The following is a 15829-nucleotide window of genomic DNA, read 5'->3' on the forward strand; positions in this document are numbered from 1 at the left end:
GCCCCCTTCAGACTGGTGATTACACTAACCGCGCCTCCTCAAGCGTCAATTCAGCGATCCAAGGCGTATGTGCCGCTAGTACGTGACCGCGCGGGCCATAGCTCCTGCTGCGATCTGGGCCGGAGTCAGCCGTTCGACGCCCGACCTTGACGAGCGCGTCGCTTGCTGCGCAACCGGGTCAGGGCGAGGGCCTGAATGGAGACTTGCATTGCAACGATGAATGCGCTTCCGGCGACGCCAAACACGATGCCCTGCCAAAAGCTCTTTCCCGTATCGCTGTCGACAACGCTTTGATCTATGCCGTAGACCGGAGCTGGCAAAGAAATATCTTCTGCCGGAAGGTCGTAGAACCATGAGACGACGTCTTCGCTCGGAGCGATGCTGTCGTCCGAACGCTGGGGAGGGCTCCCATCAAGTTTTTCTTGGCCGGCATCCGGGCGCTGATTCCAGTTCAATCGCTCGGCGCGATGAAATGTAACCACGGTTCTTACACGAAGGGGGAACCTTAACTGGTGTTCTCGCGACTCTGGCCACCAGTAGCCGTCGGTAGTAAGGAGTTGAGGCTGACGAACTTTGGCACGACCGCCGGCGACGCCGAACGCCAATCCCTTTATTCCGGTGAAGTCGACCGTAATGCCGAACCCTTTTGCCCCGACGGGCAAGACGCCTTCAACAGTTCTGAAGCGGTTCGGCGTCCAGTCGATCGCGACGTTCGGATAGGGGCCAATGTCACCGCACTTAAGCGTGTCGGGGACAGATTGACAGCCCACGGACTTCGCCCCATCCGGAACTGCGACCGCCACCCTGACCTGCGTCGGTTCCTTCACTGGCCCTAAAAACTCAACCCACACACGCGTGCGGATCGTGCCCTTCGCCGGCTGGTCCGGCAAGCTCGGATGATCTGATTCGTAGGAGGGTGGGTCCGCGATGCCATCGAGCGGCATGTCGTGAGACTCCTCCCACTCAATGGAACGGGTACGGACGACTTGCCTATCGCTCCTTACCGTTTCCGGCGCGATTATTACGGGCTGCCCGGGCAACTGCACTTCGGATTGATCAGAAGGGCCGTGGCTTGCCCCGTACAAGGCCAACGTCAGGCACACTGCGGATAACGCAGCTATTTCCAGTACCTTCGGCCACAGCCGCTCACGCGTCGGCCGCTCCGGACACTGCACGATGACCACGGGTTCTCGCGATGCATTTCGTCCGACCCGATGCAAAAGAAGTAGCGCCGCCAACGACTCAAGGACGCTCAGTGTCCTTCTCCCCACCCCGCCCACCGAGGCATTATCACTTGTGAGCTGGCGCCTTGCGTGCGAAAGTCGGAACTTGTCCCGCCGACTTTTGCGGCAACAGCAGCTTCTACTCCAGGCTGGAAAGTCCGAATCGCCGCTGAGACCTTGATGCCCCGGGTCTGTGTAGAAGGCCGAATCCGGAGGACGGTCAGGAGCTTCTCGTGGAGGCGCAATTGCTTAGGATGTAAATAGCTCGGGGTCAGCCATGATTGCGGCCGGGGGCGCTGGTCCAACTCGTGTGGCGACGAACGGCACTTCGGTGGTTCTTCCTTCCTGCCCACACTCGTTGCTGATGACCTTGAGCCCCCAAGTGCCGCGCAGGGAGCCATCGGGTTGTGACGTCAACGTTTTGGTGTATCGGTTCGTCGGGTATTGCTCTGGGCCGGTGACACCGTTGCGGGTCACTGTGCACGTCGGGATCAGGAGTTCGGACGGGGCAGACTGCCACTGCCCGTTAGAGAAGTGAAGGACGTCAGAGACGCTCAGGGGAACGCTTATGTTGTTTTCGTCGAGCTGGGTGGCTGTGGCGACGCAACCAGTTGCTCCGCAGAACGATCGAAAGGCCCACCAGTCAGGGCGCCAGGGCTGGTCGGCGGGGGTGATCACGCCGTTAATTTTTTGATTAGCGCTATCGAAGTCATAGCGGTATAGGCCCTCAAGCGTGGGACCCTGCGCGGACGGCGCCGCCGGTGGTGGCGGCGAGAGCGAGCGCGGGTCGGCGACCTGGACGCCAGGGGAGACGTCGCCGGTGCGGGCGATGGCGACGGGTGCCTGTTTAACGGAACCTTGCATATAACACTCGTTGGTGAGCACGGTATTGGTCCACACTCCACGCAGCGAACCGTCCGGTTGTGGGCGCCAAGCCCACACGTTGGCTTCAGTGTCAGTGCCCGGGACTTTCTTGCCGTTGTTAATTCCACACTGCTCGTATTGCTGGCTCTCTCTGATCGGCAGTGAGAGCCATTGGCCGTCGAGGTAATGCAGCTCGACTGTGGCGCCGCTTTTGTCGGCGAGTGAGTGGTTGTTGAAGTCGAGCTTGGTGCCTGCAGCGCTGCACCCCGTCGATGTGCACACCGATCGAAATGCCCACCAGCTGCTGTCGATGCTGGCGGTCGGCGGCTGGCCAGGGGTCGGCGCCTGGGCGGGGGGCGCGGAAGCACTGGGGGCGCTGGGAGGAGGGCTTGGGGCGTCGGATTTTGGCGGCGCCGGTGCGCCGTTGAGCGTCTGCAGCTGCCAGCTGTAAGAGAGCTTGTACGTGCCATCGAGAATTGGCGGCGGCGCGGCCCGCGAGGGTCCCGGCGAGTGAGCGCCATGGGGCGTGTAGACGGCAAATGCTGCGACCGCAATGAGCGCGATCGCAACCCCTAAAGCCGCCCATCGCAACTTGTGGCGCCTCGGCATCCGACACGTCCGCGAGGAATCGACTCCGGTGGCCGGACCTCGGTCGCCCACCGACGCAGCGATAGTCCGTGCCGCTGCCGGCTGCTGATATGTGGCGGCGACGGCCTGGAACGCATCAGCGAAAGCCGAGCACGACTCGAATCGGGCGTCGGGAAGCTTCGATAAGGCGCGTTGAAGTATGGGGTCTAGGGCGGCCAAGTCGGGACGGTCGGGGCGATTGCAGGCATGGAGTAGGGCGCCCCAAGACTTTGATTATTGACTGACCTGGCGCGCGGTCACGTGTACCTTGCGCGCGCAGCCGCGAAGCTCAACGTCGCACACTTCCCACGCCAGCATGGATCTCTACGAGGCGGTGTGACCCGTTGGTAGGCCGGCCTTCGAACTGCGCCGACTGAGCCATTGATACGACTCAGCCGGGAGACTGGCGAGGTAAATGTTCGCCCTGGGCCAGGTCGTCCAGCCTGGCCGCGTTGAGAAAGTTCTCCCGCAGCGAACAAAGTTAGTTGCAATCTAACTTTTTGATGGAGTAAGGTGCGGAGAAATGCTCCATAGACAGTGAGATGGGACCTTGCAATGTGCCCCTTGGTAGACCTCGACCCCGACATCTTCGAGTACCTGCAGTCTCGGGCCAAGGCGTTCATCGACACGCCGAGCACGGTGCTGCGTCGCGAACTCGGCCTTCCCGACCCGCGTACGGCGTCGGTCGAAACACTGGCTTCCAACCCTCCGCTGACCCGCGCAATCTCAAACGGAACCCCGCCCAAGGCACAGAAAAGACAGAAAAAGCAGATCGTCGCGCGTAAGCGGACCCGAGCCGCCGCCGGGACACTTCTACCCGAAGACAGGTACCGCATCCCGTTGTTGCGTGCGCTGGTTGATGCCGGTGGGCAAGCGCCCTTTCGCGATGTCGCGGCGACCGTCCACCACCAACTCAAAGATGAGCTAAAGCCAGCCGACTTCGAGACGTTGGACTCCGGCGTGGAGCGGTGGCTCAACCGACTGCAATTTGTGCGTCTGGATCTCGTCAAGCGCGGCCTTCTAGAGGACGACATGCCACGAGGAGTCTGGGCCATCTCGGCAGCAGGGCGCAAGGCACTCGAAGAGGGTCACGTAAGCAGTGAGTAAGCGGAGCATCAAAGTGCCGGTAGCGGCGCCGGCTGTAAATTCCACGCAGAGGTCCAGGATCAGCAGCGAGCCGGTTACAAATTCAGAGGTGTTCTTGTGGGCGCTGTTCGAGTTGGGTGGCGACGAAGACTTCGTTGATGTTGAAGCGGTATATATCCGGGCATTCCAGCTCGCGCCCCTGCGATTGAGTTGGCGCACAAGGGAAGACCTGCCCGATCTAAAGAAGTGTTCCAAAGCTCTCCGGGATGCCGAAGCACGTAGACCTCCACTGCTGGTCAAGCGCGGCTCCGAAATGCGCCGGCTGACCGCCGAAGGACAGAAGTGGATCGAGGACAACTTCGACCGACTGGCTGACTCGTTGCGTTCGGACCAGAAGGTGCAAGCAACGCGGATGCGCGCACCTGCCCGGCTCATCACTGACGCCCTGCGAAGTTCGGCCCACAAGACTTGGGCGGAAAGCGGCGCGATAACCGACGAAAAGTGGCGGATCGCCGAGATGCTTCGGTGCTCTCCTGATAGCTCGCGCCAGATCTTTCGTGAACGTCTGGAAACGTTGCGCGCCGCCGCGTACGCCGCTGGGCGTGACGATGCCTTGAAGTTTCTGGACGCGCTACAACAAGAACGACCGGAGTGGTTTTAGGAGAGGTTGTATGGGCAAGAACCGGGTTATATACGGAGACCGGGCGTTCAATCAGGACGCCCAGGCGGCGATGAAGAGCGATATCGTCCGGGCTCTCATCGAGCTCATCACCAACGCTGACGATGCCTACGGACCAACCGCTGGAGGAAAGATCCGCGTGGAGGTTGAGCACCGACGGAAGTCGCCCTGGAAAGTCATTGTGCGCGACCGGGCCACCGGCATGCGAATGGACAAGATGCGCAAGGTATTCGGGCAACTCGGGGGCCGGACTTCTGGGTTTGAGTCTGGACACGCAGTGCGTGGCAACCTCGGCCGCGGCGCCAAAGATGTAGCAGCCTTCGGGCCAGTAACGTTCGAGAGCATATGCGAGAACTACTACTCGGAAATGGTGCTCGAAACCGATGGTACATACGACGATCCAGTGGAACGCCGCGTAACCGACGAGGATCGTAAACGGCTTGGTATACCCAGGGGCTCCGGCACCGTCGTGACGATCACTGTGGATTCGAGATTCACGTGCCCCCAACACGGCACGCTCGTCGACAAACTTTCGCGGCACTACCAACTGAGAGACATCAACTCAGATCCCCGGCGGGAACTGACACTCGTTGACCTCAACAGCGGTGACTCGGAAGCTATCCGCTACGGGCTTCCTTCGCTGGTCGAAGAGGTCGCCTGCGACGTCGCCGTACCAGGGTATGATGCCGTTGCCTCGCTTAGGATTTGGCGCCTGCCGGAACGAGCGGAGAATGCTAGTAATGATCCTCTGCGCCCGGAAGGCATCCTGATCAAGGGCAACCGGGCGGTCTATGAGAACACGTTGTTCTCTTTTGAATCGAACATCCATGGACACTGGTTCACCGGGTCACTTACATGCCCAATGATCGACGAATTGGCACGGTCCTACGACGACCGTGAAAGCAGGGATCAGCAACATACTGCTGAAAATCCGACGCCGATCATCACCAGAACCCGGGATGGGTTGGAACATGAGCACCCGTTTTACAAGTCTCTAGTAGAGTGCGTCGAGCCGCACTTGGCTCGCCTCGTAAAGGCCGAAGAGAAAAAGGCGAAAGAGACACCCGCAAACGAAAGCGCCCGGCTGCGAAAAGCATTCGATTCTCTCGGGCGGGACCTAGCCCAGCTGGTTGATGCCGACTTGCGCGAAGTCGACGAAGACGGGTTGGGGGGTGGGCCGGGAAGCGGCGGGTCCGAGCCTATCCGCATAATCCCCGAAAACCCGGTGCTGTATATCGGCGAAGATAAGACTTTGTCGGTAGTGGTGATGAAATCGGTTGGCGCCAACGAGTTCAGCGTCGAGGTCGATCCCGAAGGAGTCGTCCAAATCCTGGACACAAATCCCTTTGAGCTGAGGCAGCATCCCCGTCGTGATGACTGCCTGATCGGCCAGATACACATTCGGCCGCTAATTGAGGACGAGGAGACTTACCTCACTGTAACTTGCGGCGAAAGCGAAGCTGTCACTACCGTTTACGTCCGCCCGGAACGTGAGACTCCTGATCCGGTTCCTCCGTCCACGCTGGAGTTCGCAAAGAAAAGATATCAGCTTGCGCACATGCGCCGCCGTAATCTTGTCTTGCGCGCTCCAACGGAAATAATCAACCGTGCCGGCTCAAGTCGAGCCAGGGTGACATCCTCGGACCAGGGAGTGGTCGTTCTCGGCGCCGACGTAGAGCTTGACTTCGACGAAGAGCAACTGTGTTTCGTGGGGCGGGTCATGGTTGACCCCCGCGTGCTCGGCGCCAACGCTATTCTGACAGCGTCGCTTGGGGACGAAGTCGCCACCTGCGAAGTTGCCGTGAGGGAGCGGGAGGGAGGCGGTCCTTCACTGCAAATCAGAATTGTTGACGAAGTTGCAGGCCGCTACCGGGCCTACATGGATCGTGCTGATGACGTAACGGTAATCAAGATTCTCGGCGGCCACCCAGCGATTCGGCGGTACATCGGTCCCGGACCCGATTTCCCGAACCAAGACGACCCGGCAGCGCGGTCTGTTATTGCAGAGATTATCGCGGAGCAGGCAGCGCGCCTCGTGATGGAGAAGAAGCACAAGACGGCAGGCGAACTAGATGGCGCCGCGTTCTACGCCGACCACTTCTTTTACCTGGACAAGTACCTAGTTCGGTGTCATAAGGACCTCGTTGGCGACGTAGGCAACGGGGCGGCGAGAACTGCGGACCGCGCGATCTGATCGTCGCCCCGGTTAGCCGTTTCTAGACCTAGCAACGAGCGCCGACAAGCTGAGTGCCACCAGGCCCGACAGCGATTCTGGGCGCATAACCCCACGCCGGAGTCGTAGGGTGGAGGGGTCGTAGATCTAGGGAACGGCGGGTCTTTCTATCGGCATGCCGGAGGGACTGGTCGGCATCCACCTGAGCTATCCGCGCCAGTCACCGGCATGTCGATACCTCGTTACCGTTGCGTCGATCGTGAAAACTGTTGGCAGTCAAGAGTCCTAGAGGCTTCATTCGTCCTCAGTCACGCAAAACCGTCTGGCTACGCTGCGGCGGTGGTATTGGTCGCAGCCGCACGCAATCTCTATCATTGTTCATTCCGTGAGCGGGAAGCCAAATACGGTCGGATGCCAAGAGATGCAGTGGTGTGGCGGCTCCACCCCATGTCGGGGTCGAAGTAGAGTACTTCTTGTCCGGTTGTAACGATTAGCGCGTCGATCTCTGGAGGAAGGCGCAGCGGTGTCGGGATCGGGACGCCTGTGGTCTCGGACAGTGTGCGCAGCATGGCGGCCGCCGGACCGTCCATGCTCGCCACGAGGACGACTACACGCTTTCGCTTCTCATTAGCCAAGGACTTCCGAGCGTTCATCGAGTAACCCGAGTTGAGCCAGCTCTGAAGAAACTTGACGACATCGTCTTCGAGGTACGTCGTACGCGAGTGGCCGTGCGCCACAGAGAAGAAGATGCCGGGCCTCATGCCGGCAGCATTCGGTATCACGTTGCAGTGCGCTCCGGAACCCAACAGCCTTTTGATCTGGGGCCAGATGCGGTCGTCGCCGAATGCATCCGTGGCGCCACGTGCCTCTAAGTCAGCGAGCAGGGGAGTCAACGATTCGAGAAGTGAATCTGCACTCGGGGTCCAGGTCTTGCCATTGAAGACTCGATAGCGTCAGAGACATCGGCAAAGACCAGCCAGGTCTGGGTCAGTCCTTCGATTGGTCGGTGAGGGTACTCGCGGTGGGCGACATGGGCGGCGAAGAACTTTTGGAGCGCCGGGCTAGTCAGCTCTTTGACTTCCAGCGCGTGGCGCGAAGAGCGGAAATCGGGCTTGACTCCTGGGGTTTCCTGCTCGCACACGCGGATGAAATCTTCGTCTCCCAGGACCGCAGCAGCCGCGTCGCGGGCCTGTCGCTCGATCTCGTCGGACTTGCAGGCTGGATGTCCACAGCCCGTTTCCCGAGGATTGCGTGCGCTGTCACACATCTCAGCCGCCGCACGCTTCGACACCTGGCGGACAACCTGTGGGGCCATCACCTTCGTATGTGGCGAGGGAGATGGCAGTTGCGCAGTAAGCGATGGAGCGGCCGGTCTGTTGGGCGCAAATTTGTTGGTCGATCGGGGGTCCGCTGTTAGCCGAGCCGAGGGGGACAGGGTAGGGAACCGTCTCTGCGATGCGGGACCAGACATGGCCGTCGGTGTACTGGATGCGGGCGCAGTACACCGTCGCGCCGTCGGCGTCGACTGTTGGTGTGCTGTGTGGCCGGCAGCTGGACCCTACAACCGCCACTGGTAGTGAATGAGCGACTGAGGTCGTCGGCGCCGCAGCTGTTGTGGTGCTCGGGGAAGTCGTTATGGCGGATGAAGTCGGGGCCGGAAGCGTTGTCGTGGTCGAGAGTGCCGGAGCTGGAGCGGCGACAGGGGCCGAGGGCTGCTGGGCGGAGCGCTGCCGCCAGATTCGGTCCAGGATGACGCCGCTTAACAGTGCGAGCACCAGGATTGCAAGAACAAGCGCGGTGATCCGAATCGATTGTTGCTGTAGTGGTTTGACAGTTGCAGGACGCTTAACCGAGTCGTCTTTTGCTGACGGCATCAGCGCGGGTTTCGTAGGTGCAGAGTCATTCGCGGGCAGATCGGTGATCCCCACAATGTTGGCGCCGGCTAGTGCTCGAGCCATGTCTTGGCATCGCGCGAAGCGGGCGTGCAGATCTTTCGACAGCGCGCGTTGTAACGGCGCATCCAAAGAAGCTAGCCGTGGGTCGACGTCCGAAAGCAGGGGCGGGGCTGCATTGAGTTGGCGGCTAATAACCACGGCGGGGTTGGAGTGCTGAAACAGTTGCCGTCCGGTCAACAAGTGATAGGTGGTAGCCGCTAGGGCGTATTGGTCGGTGCGCCCATCGAGTTTTTCACCCATGAGCTGTTCTGGCGCGGCGTAGGCAACGGTGCCAACAGTCATATTGGTGGCGGTCAGACCGCTAATGTCTTCGACACTGCGTGCGATGCCGAAGTCGGCCAGCAGGGTTCGCTGCTCATCCTGGTCGTCATCGAGGTGGGTGAGCATGATGTTTCCCGGCTTGACGTCACGGTGGAGGAGGCCTTGTCTGTGGGCGTAGTCCAGCGCGCTAGCTATGGCGGTGACGATCCGTACGACCTGATTAATGGGCATTCCGTCCGGGTAACGGTTGGCGAGAAGTTGAGCCGCGTCGAGACCGTTGACGTAGTCCATCGAGATCCACAGTTGGCCGTCGCATTCACCGCGGTCGTGGACACTGACTATGTGCGGATGCCACAGTCTTGAGGCGAGGTCGGCCTCGCGATTGAAGCGGGCGCGGTAGTCGTGATCGGCGGAAACGTCGGCCGGCAACACCTTGAGGGCGTCACGGCGCGGGAGGCGGGGATGCTGAGCAAGATAGACCTCACCCATGCCCCCCGAACCCAGTAGTCGCAGGATCGTGTAGCCAGCGAAAACGGTCCCGCTCACCAACGGCAAGCTTCCAACCCCTCGCATGATCAAGTTCTGAATCCGTGACGTGTCCCGACACGCCGAGTCGGAGTCTATGCGGGTGCGCTTTACCACTACCACGAGTTGCGAAAATTCCCGCCTGGCCCGCGTACCTACGCCGGGCTGGTGACGTTGAGACCGATACCGGTTACTACTCGGAGGCGGCTTCTATCCTTTCTCACTTCCCCGCATCGGGGCAGTAGGTTTTGGTGGCTGCCGAGTAAAACCAGAAGAGTTCCGGCACCTGTACATCCGCAGAATCCTCGTACCACTTGCGCGTCCGCTGCCCGCTCGACAACTCATGGCAGATGTCATGCCCCTCAGCGATTGCCTGCTGGTCGGTCATAGTGAGTAGCGGGCTAGGCCTATGCCCGCCCACCAACTTCAGAAATTGCTCATCCTTTTGGGCGCCTGTCAGCGGCGGCCCCGGTAGCGACGACGGGCACGCCGACGCGCCGAACACAATGAACTGCGCAATCAGCACCGACATTGTTGGCCTTATTAGCATTGCGCCCTCGTTCTTGCTGCGTTCGTTTCCCTCCGTTGCGGCGATCGGGCTTCGGCGGGGGTTCTCATTTGTCCGATGGTCCGGATGGGTCTGCCGTCTGAAAAGGGCATATGGTCACCTTCCCGCCGATTCAGGAGCGGCAGGGACCTTAAGGCCGGCGCAGTCTTTCTCGCCGAAGCAGAGTTCTCCGGCGCAGCGTTGTCCGTCATGGACCAATTTCGGGCCCGCGGCGATAACCTCCGCTGATCTTCGGCAGTGCGGGATGCCCCTAGCCGATCGCCGACAGAGTGTCGCTGCTGCTGTTAGTGAGCTGGACGACTACCACACCTCGTCGGGTTCCGACGGCGATATGATCGTCGGCCATGAAGGCCAGCGAGGTGATCCATTCGCCCGTGTCAATGCTCTGAATCTGGTCACCGTCCCGCGACCAAACCCGAACCCAGCCGTCCGCGCCGCCTGACAAGAGCACGGGTGCGCCTTGGCGTTTCCCGACCGCGAGCGCGGCCAACCCGCGATGCTCGCCTTGCACCGCATGCGCGGCATCCAGACACCACAGCCCCCATCGACCATTCGAGTCACCAACGGCGAGTAGCCCCTGTCGGCCAGCGATCGCTCCAAGGTCGGCAGGGGAATCCACGCGCAACTCTTCGCCAATGCCGGTGGCGTCTAGCGGCCATACCGTGAGCCCGAGAGAAGTGTGGGCAACGATTAGTAGGTAATCATCCTTTTCAACGACGGCCAGATCTAGTTTCTTGTCGGCGTAACCGTGAACAACGAGCTCCCAGTGCAACATGTCATTAGTCGGCAGCCCACGCGCGGCCCGTGCCCTGTCGGCGGCAACCATGCTTGAGTCCTGTGTCGGGATCTCTTCGCCCGTCATAAGGTCCCACAGACGCACTCCATAGAAAGGCCGGCCCTCATCGAAGCCAAGCTGGACAGCCGTCGCCGCTACGGTCCGGCCATCTTGTTCGCCCACAGCCATGGCGTGGAGAGGAGCCGCTACATCGACCAGCGCCGGCCAGCGTTCTGCTGACTCGGCGTCGAATGCCTCGACAATCCCGTCGCGATATCCGACCGCGAAGTGAGGTCTTCCGGCCAGTATGCAGTTGGCCATTGCTTCGATCGGCTCGCGGCGTACCACCAAGGGTGGTTCCAAGGCCTCGCCTGAGCGCCAGAGCCACCGGTGGACCGACCCGTCAGAGGTCAGCACGGCGAGAACCTCAGAGGCGGATGCGATGGCTTCGACGTAGTGAACCTTTTGTCGCTCGGCAAGGTGGGAAATATCAGCGTGTGGGGACGAGGCCGCGAGGAGATCGTAGAGGTCCCACACGCGCAAAGTCCTGCCTCCGCTTAGGAGGATCACTCGCTCGTTCAGGACAACGGGACCCGCCCAGTGACCGGCGAACTCTATTTCAACGTAAGGACCGAGTGTTAGGGCAGGAACTGGTGTGAGGTTAATCGTGAGTGGCTCAAGGGTTTCGAAAAGAAGAGCTATTTCAGGCTCATCGCCTTCCCGCAACACTAGCAAATCGGAGAGCCACCCACTGTCTCTAGCGCCGACCAGCTTAACGGTCCCGTCTGCAGCAACCAGTTTGACCGCGAAACCCGAGCCTTTCTGAAACACCACGATGCAGCCGAGCGGGCTGCTCACCGCCTTGAGAAAGTTGGAAACTGAAGTTTTAGTCTCGACCTCGGCGTGCAAACTGAGTCCCGGTAGCGCCCACGCCCGTACTGGCTGCGTGTCGTGATCGCGGTAACCATTTTCGAACGTGTCCCCGGCGGATATAAGAAGCGACGTGCCGTCCAACACCGCTGCAGCCAAGTCGGTTACCCGCGCATGCGCCCTCGGCTCTTTGGCCAGGGCCTTGAGCGCCGGAAGCTGCCAGAGCACAACGGCACCGTCATCATCACCAGTGGCCGCCATCGACCCCCGGCCCACGATGACGGCGGCCCGCACCGCGCGACTGTGCTCGGACAAGTTGTGTGCCAAAATTTCCAGGTTAGGTAGTTCATGGAGACTGACCATTCCGTCGTCATGCCCCGCTAAAAGCATTGCGCGCCTGGCGACATGTCCGACAGCCACGCTATGAACGTTTCCTGGATGAGCCGCCAACCGGCGCCCCGAACCGATGTCCCACACCTCGATGCCGAAATCGCCTCCGGCTATAGCGAGGGCGCCCTGTTCGGTCGCCAGAGCAGTGAGGGCTCTCGCGGCGGATGGCAGCTCGCCGACTACACGGCTTGCGTTAGCGGGCCGCCACCATGCCCAAAGCGGTCGCCACGACGCGCTTGCTGCGAGAGCGCCCGCACGGAACGCAAGTTCGTCGGCACCGGATTGCAGCGCCGCGAGCGCCAGCTGCTTGGCTTTTTCATCGGGATTTCCAGACTGCAAGTGCTGCAGACACCGCAGAACCGCCGCCGCGTTGGCGCCCCGGCGCTGGATACCGCCCAGAGTGGCGGCCAGATATACGGGGTCGGCGGTCAGGATGATGTCTGCGCGGGTAAGCAGCTCATCCAGCATCCTGCCTGCCGCCGCGTGGTCGGCGAGGTGACGCCTCACGTACGTTTCGGGCTCGATTATGTCCCGGGCAGTCTCGGCTCGCGGAATTAGTGCTTCCAACCCGATGGCGGTTGCGCGGTGGGTTGTTGACGCGTCTGACGGGAGGTTTTCCAGTAGCGCAGTACGCACCGCTTCATGAAAAGGACGATAGACAGTGGCCCCGGTGTCATCGAGTTCTCGTATGAGGTAGCCACTAATGCGGTGCCCGAGTATCGCCGCGATATCCGCATCTCCGTAGGTTTTTCCCTCTTGACCCAGGGCCGTCGCGACCGTCGGCCAGACTCGCTGCCATGGCAATCCACGGCCGAACGACATCGCGGGCGCTCCCATCACAGCAAGTACTCGGGCGTGATCGGCGCTGTCGGGGAACGACCGTTGGAGCTCGGCCCTAATGACTTCCGCTAGTCCGTTGCCTACCCGCCGGCGCCATTCGGGATCGTGAGGATCCTGGATTGTGTCCCTGGAGGCTAGCTCGACGGCGACCACCCGTCCTAGAACAAACGACGTACCGCATAGATCAGCCAGGACTTCGGCTGTAGCCTGCGAAATCTCGCGGTTTGCAGCGTACGGCGAGGGTTTCTCGCTTCCAGACCGAGCAAGCAACTCGTCAATGTACTTGACGAGATCGCTCCTGTCCCAGAACGGGTAAGCGTCCGCACGTAATACCGATGCATGCAAGAGGCTGGCCGCAGAATCGGCGAGTGACACGTAGTCAACGCCTGGTTCACCGGAGGACCGGACGCCGAGAATGAGGTTGAGCTTTGTTCCGGCTCGAGTCACTAGGGGAAGGAGCGCTTTGGAAACTAGATCGTGGGGGTTCCGCGCCTCATCAACTGCATCGATCACGATGCAGGTCGGATTGTCAGAGTCTGTGAGAGTCTCTACAACTTCGTCAAGCTGTGCATCCTGACGTTGGGTAGGCAACTCCCACTGTTGATTTCGAGCCGGGTCGGATGGACACAACGCACCGTGCATCTGGTCGACGATCTGCCAGGAATCCCGGCCTGTCGCAAGTATGGCAACGTCCACGGCACCAACACCGGGACGGAATTCTCCTGGCAAATCGCCGATCTCGTTCGCATGGGCGCCAACGAATACGGGGTCAGACAGGGTCACCAACCTGCTAAGTACTGCGGACTTGCCGCAGCCGGCGTTGCCGGTGACCATCGTGACTGCGCCAACAGTGCTTCGGGTCGCCCTCACAAGCTCTGTCATCAGGCGCTCTCTCCCGCTGAAGAGCCATCCAGACTCGGCGCTGGTCTGAAGGCCGCGACTGCGTGGTTCCCAATGCGAGACGAGATCCTCCATACGGATGGCTAAGTCCCGGCGGCTTGATTCTGTCTCGACTGGAAGGTTGGACGCTGCGTCATACCTCGGGTTGGGTAAGCATGGGGACGGCGCGTCGGCGGGCAATGCGGTGAAGAGAACTACCGGCTGGTTTCTCTTACGAAGCTCCGTGCGCAGTAGCCGAAGTAGTTCCCAGGGGTTGAAATAGGGTTGTATGTCAGAACCATTTGCAGGGCTTTCCAGAAAAGCCTTCAAAGAATTTGCCAAAACTCCTAAAAACGCCTCCTTCGTTGGAGAGGTTGTCGCGAAGCCAAGCCAACCGTCTTTCAAGTCTTTGTCGAGACGGAACATGTCGCCAGTGATCGCGCCTGCGTAACAGGTATCGATGACGATTAACGCATGATCAACCTGAGTTTCGCGTATAAGACCGATCAGATTTTTCGTTTCGATCATTGTTGAGTTTTTCTTATCCTTCACGCTGCCGCGCAGCGCAAGCCAATGCGAGCCATCGATAACTTCGCCGTGGCCGACGACATATACAACAAGCACATCGCCAGCGGTGATCCGGTTTGTATCTACAAAATCATCGATGACGGTTCTCCTAGTTGGAGACTTCGCAAGCAACGGGTCTAGTAAGTCAAATCGCCGGTCGTCAAGCGCCTCGGCGGTGAGCCAGTTCGTCCAAACACTGGCACTATTCTCAACCGGTAAGTTGTTCCATTCGGAGCCCTCACCATAGTCACCGCTGGCAATGACAATCAGGTACCGGTTGCGGACGTCGAACCGATCTTCAGTCACGTTGACCCACGAGACGTCGCTTTCGCGATCACTTCGCCGGCGACGGGCTTATTGAGGTAGCGCTCGATCGAATGAGGTTCATCTCCGTTACCAACCGTCCAATCCTCCACCGCCGGCCAGAGTCGGTGCAGTGGACCGGCTCCCGCGACAGGGTCGGCAGGATCGAAGATGTTGGTCCATCGAACAACACCTGGTGCGTCAGTATCAGTCGCTATCTCAAGTTTTTTCCGCAGCCGTTTCACGACCGTCTTGATGCCGAGCGGAGAACCCACGGTGACCAAATTCGGCATGTGAAGCGAGTGAACAGCAATCGTTTCATAGGCAACCACCGAGCCTAAGGAATGCCCAAGGAGAACCTTGGTCTCCGGGGTGATCGCCCGTAGGACCTCTGCCTGCACTGCGTGCGCCAATTCGTCATCGTCGAGATAACGCTTCACTTGAACAAGCTGGGAGACAAACATCAGGACAAGTCCTGCGTCTATCCTCGTTTCCAGGAATCTCACGACCGGCTGAAGCAGCTTTGGCACCGCTCCGAAACCCATGGGCTCGCCTCGCTCGGGAAGGGCCGCAGCAGTCTCGGCAGCTGCCTCAGATAAAAATTCCGCGTCACTGCCTGTCATATTGCTCGCCAAGCTCTCGAAAGACGCCACCTTCGCAGACCCCATGGCTCGGCGACCTGACTCTGCCTCCGTCAGAAACAGATTGCCGTAGAACGCGAGTTTGAAAGACGGAACCCGAGGAGGAACCTCAGACTTCCGTCCCCAGATCTCGATCCCATTCTTGAGCCATGGCTTCCAATCCGGGCTGTTCGGCCCACGCTGTTCGTTGCCAATCCCGTGTACCCCGACAACCTCAGCCATCGCTTCCTCCAGACAAACCACGCCGCGGACCTAAGTGCCCAATTGCCAAGTTGACCACAGATAGCCGGCGGAAAGAATAGCGTCCATGCCGGAGGCAGAAAAGGCCGCACGGACCCGTCAGGGCACATATCGAACACGTCGGCGCGTACCGGGGCGGCTAAGCACAGAGAAGCTGCTAGCGCACCGTCGGCGTGGGTCCGGAAAGTGGCGACCAGGCTTGGTGCCGCGGTCGATCAACGCGATCGTCGCGGCCCACGTGCAGCGACCCTCACGGCTGCTGATTCGTAACCCAGGCAGTGTCGTCCCTCCCAAGATCGCGCGATTCGACGTCCGAGTCGGTGCTTGGACCGACCACCGGGCCGGGTGTCACGACGATGATGT

General features: G+C 60.4%; 11 protein-coding genes. 3 read left to right on the plus strand and 8 right to left on the minus strand.

Annotation, left to right across the window (positions count from 1 at the left end; translation table 11 throughout):
• Positions 1 to 125: 125 nt before the first annotated feature.
• Both A5691_RS27885 and A5691_RS27890 read right to left on the minus strand, forming a co-directional pair.
• Positions 126 to 944 carry a hypothetical protein gene (locus A5691_RS27885; protein WP_156675752.1) on the minus strand — a complete coding sequence of 273 codons (819 nt, stop codon included), beginning with the start codon at positions 942 to 944 and terminating at the stop codon, positions 126 to 128.
• Positions 945 to 1472: 528 nt separating this feature from the next.
• On the minus strand, positions 1473 to 2369 hold the full coding sequence (locus tag A5691_RS27890; protein WP_156675751.1) for a hypothetical protein: 897 nt from the start codon (positions 2367 to 2369) through the stop codon (positions 1473 to 1475).
• A 909-nt stretch (positions 2370 to 3278) separates the two neighbouring features.
• Between A5691_RS27890 and A5691_RS07325 the strand changes: the two genes are divergently transcribed.
• The 3 genes from A5691_RS07325 (at position 3279) to A5691_RS07335 (ending at position 6673) form a co-directional block, all read left to right on the plus strand.
• Complete coding sequence (locus tag A5691_RS07325) at positions 3279 to 3821, plus strand: winged helix-turn-helix domain-containing protein (RefSeq protein ID WP_197694468.1); 543 nt, start codon at positions 3279 to 3281, stop codon at positions 3819 to 3821.
• An 88-nt stretch (positions 3822 to 3909) separates the two neighbouring features.
• Positions 3910 to 4461 carry a hypothetical protein gene (locus tag A5691_RS07330; RefSeq protein ID WP_068019201.1) on the plus strand — a complete coding sequence of 184 codons (552 nt, stop codon included), beginning with the start codon at positions 3910 to 3912 and terminating at the stop codon, positions 4459 to 4461.
• A gap of 10 nt (positions 4462 to 4471) precedes the next feature.
• Positions 4472 to 6673 (plus strand): ATP-binding protein, encoded by a 2202-nt coding sequence (locus tag A5691_RS07335; protein ID WP_068019198.1) that lies wholly within the window; start codon positions 4472 to 4474, stop codon positions 6671 to 6673.
• Between the two features lie 350 nt (positions 6674 to 7023).
• Here the strand turns inward: A5691_RS07335 and A5691_RS07340 are convergent, their stop codons facing one another.
• The 6 genes from A5691_RS07340 to A5691_RS07360 form a co-directional block, all read right to left on the minus strand.
• On the minus strand, positions 7024 to 7413 hold the full coding sequence (locus A5691_RS07340) for a hypothetical protein (protein ID WP_068019195.1): 390 nt from the start codon (positions 7411 to 7413) through the stop codon (positions 7024 to 7026).
• 128 nt (positions 7414 to 7541) lie between these two features.
• Positions 7542 to 7919, minus strand: coding sequence for a hypothetical protein (locus tag A5691_RS27895; RefSeq protein WP_156675749.1), 378 nt, complete (start codon positions 7917 to 7919; stop codon positions 7542 to 7544).
• Position 7920: 1 nt separating this feature from the next.
• Positions 7921 to 9423: a serine/threonine-protein kinase gene (locus tag A5691_RS27165; protein WP_082950190.1), complete on the minus strand. Its 1503-nt coding sequence runs from the start codon at positions 9421 to 9423 to the stop codon at positions 7921 to 7923.
• A gap of 190 nt (positions 9424 to 9613) precedes the next feature.
• Positions 9614 to 9925, minus strand: coding sequence for a DUF732 domain-containing protein (locus A5691_RS07350; RefSeq protein WP_068019189.1), 312 nt, complete (start codon positions 9923 to 9925; stop codon positions 9614 to 9616).
• Between the two features lie 286 nt (positions 9926 to 10211).
• Positions 10212 to 14588: a hypothetical protein gene (locus A5691_RS27900; RefSeq protein ID WP_156675748.1), complete on the minus strand. Its 4377-nt coding sequence runs from the start codon at positions 14586 to 14588 to the stop codon at positions 10212 to 10214.
• Positions 14585 to 15448 carry a hypothetical protein gene (locus tag A5691_RS07360; RefSeq protein WP_156675747.1) on the minus strand — a complete coding sequence of 288 codons (864 nt, stop codon included), beginning with the start codon at positions 15446 to 15448 and terminating at the stop codon, positions 14585 to 14587. The genes A5691_RS27900 and A5691_RS07360 overlap by 4 nt, the downstream gene beginning before the upstream one ends.
• Positions 15449 to 15829: the final 381 nt, after the last annotated feature.

The sequence above is a fragment of the Mycobacterium sp. E183 genome, from assembly GCF_001667735.1.
Lineage (GTDB): Bacteria > Actinomycetota > Actinomycetes > Mycobacteriales > Mycobacteriaceae > Mycobacterium.

What these genes read in the sequence shown, in the direction of transcription:
- A5691_RS07350 (WP_068019189.1), bottom strand. Translation starts at nt 9,925, where the DNA reads ATGTCGGTGCTGATTGCGCAGTTCATTGTGTTCGGCGCGTCGGCGTGC.
- A5691_RS27885 (WP_156675752.1), bottom strand. Translation starts at nt 944, where the DNA reads ATGCCGCTCGATGGCATCGCGGACCCACCCTCCTACGAATCAGATCAT.
- A5691_RS07360 (WP_156675747.1), bottom strand. Translation starts at nt 15,448, where the DNA reads ATGGCTGAGGTTGTCGGGGTACACGGGATTGGCAACGAACAGCGTGGG.
- A5691_RS07340 (WP_068019195.1), bottom strand. Translation starts at nt 7,413, where the DNA reads ATGAGGCCCGGCATCTTCTTCTCTGTGGCGCACGGCCACTCGCGTACG.
- A5691_RS27895 (WP_156675749.1), bottom strand. Translation starts at nt 7,919, where the DNA reads ATGTGTGACAGCGCACGCAATCCTCGGGAAACGGGCTGTGGACATCCA.
- A5691_RS07335 (WP_068019198.1), top strand. Translation starts at nt 4,472, where the DNA reads ATGGGCAAGAACCGGGTTATATACGGAGACCGGGCGTTCAATCAGGAC.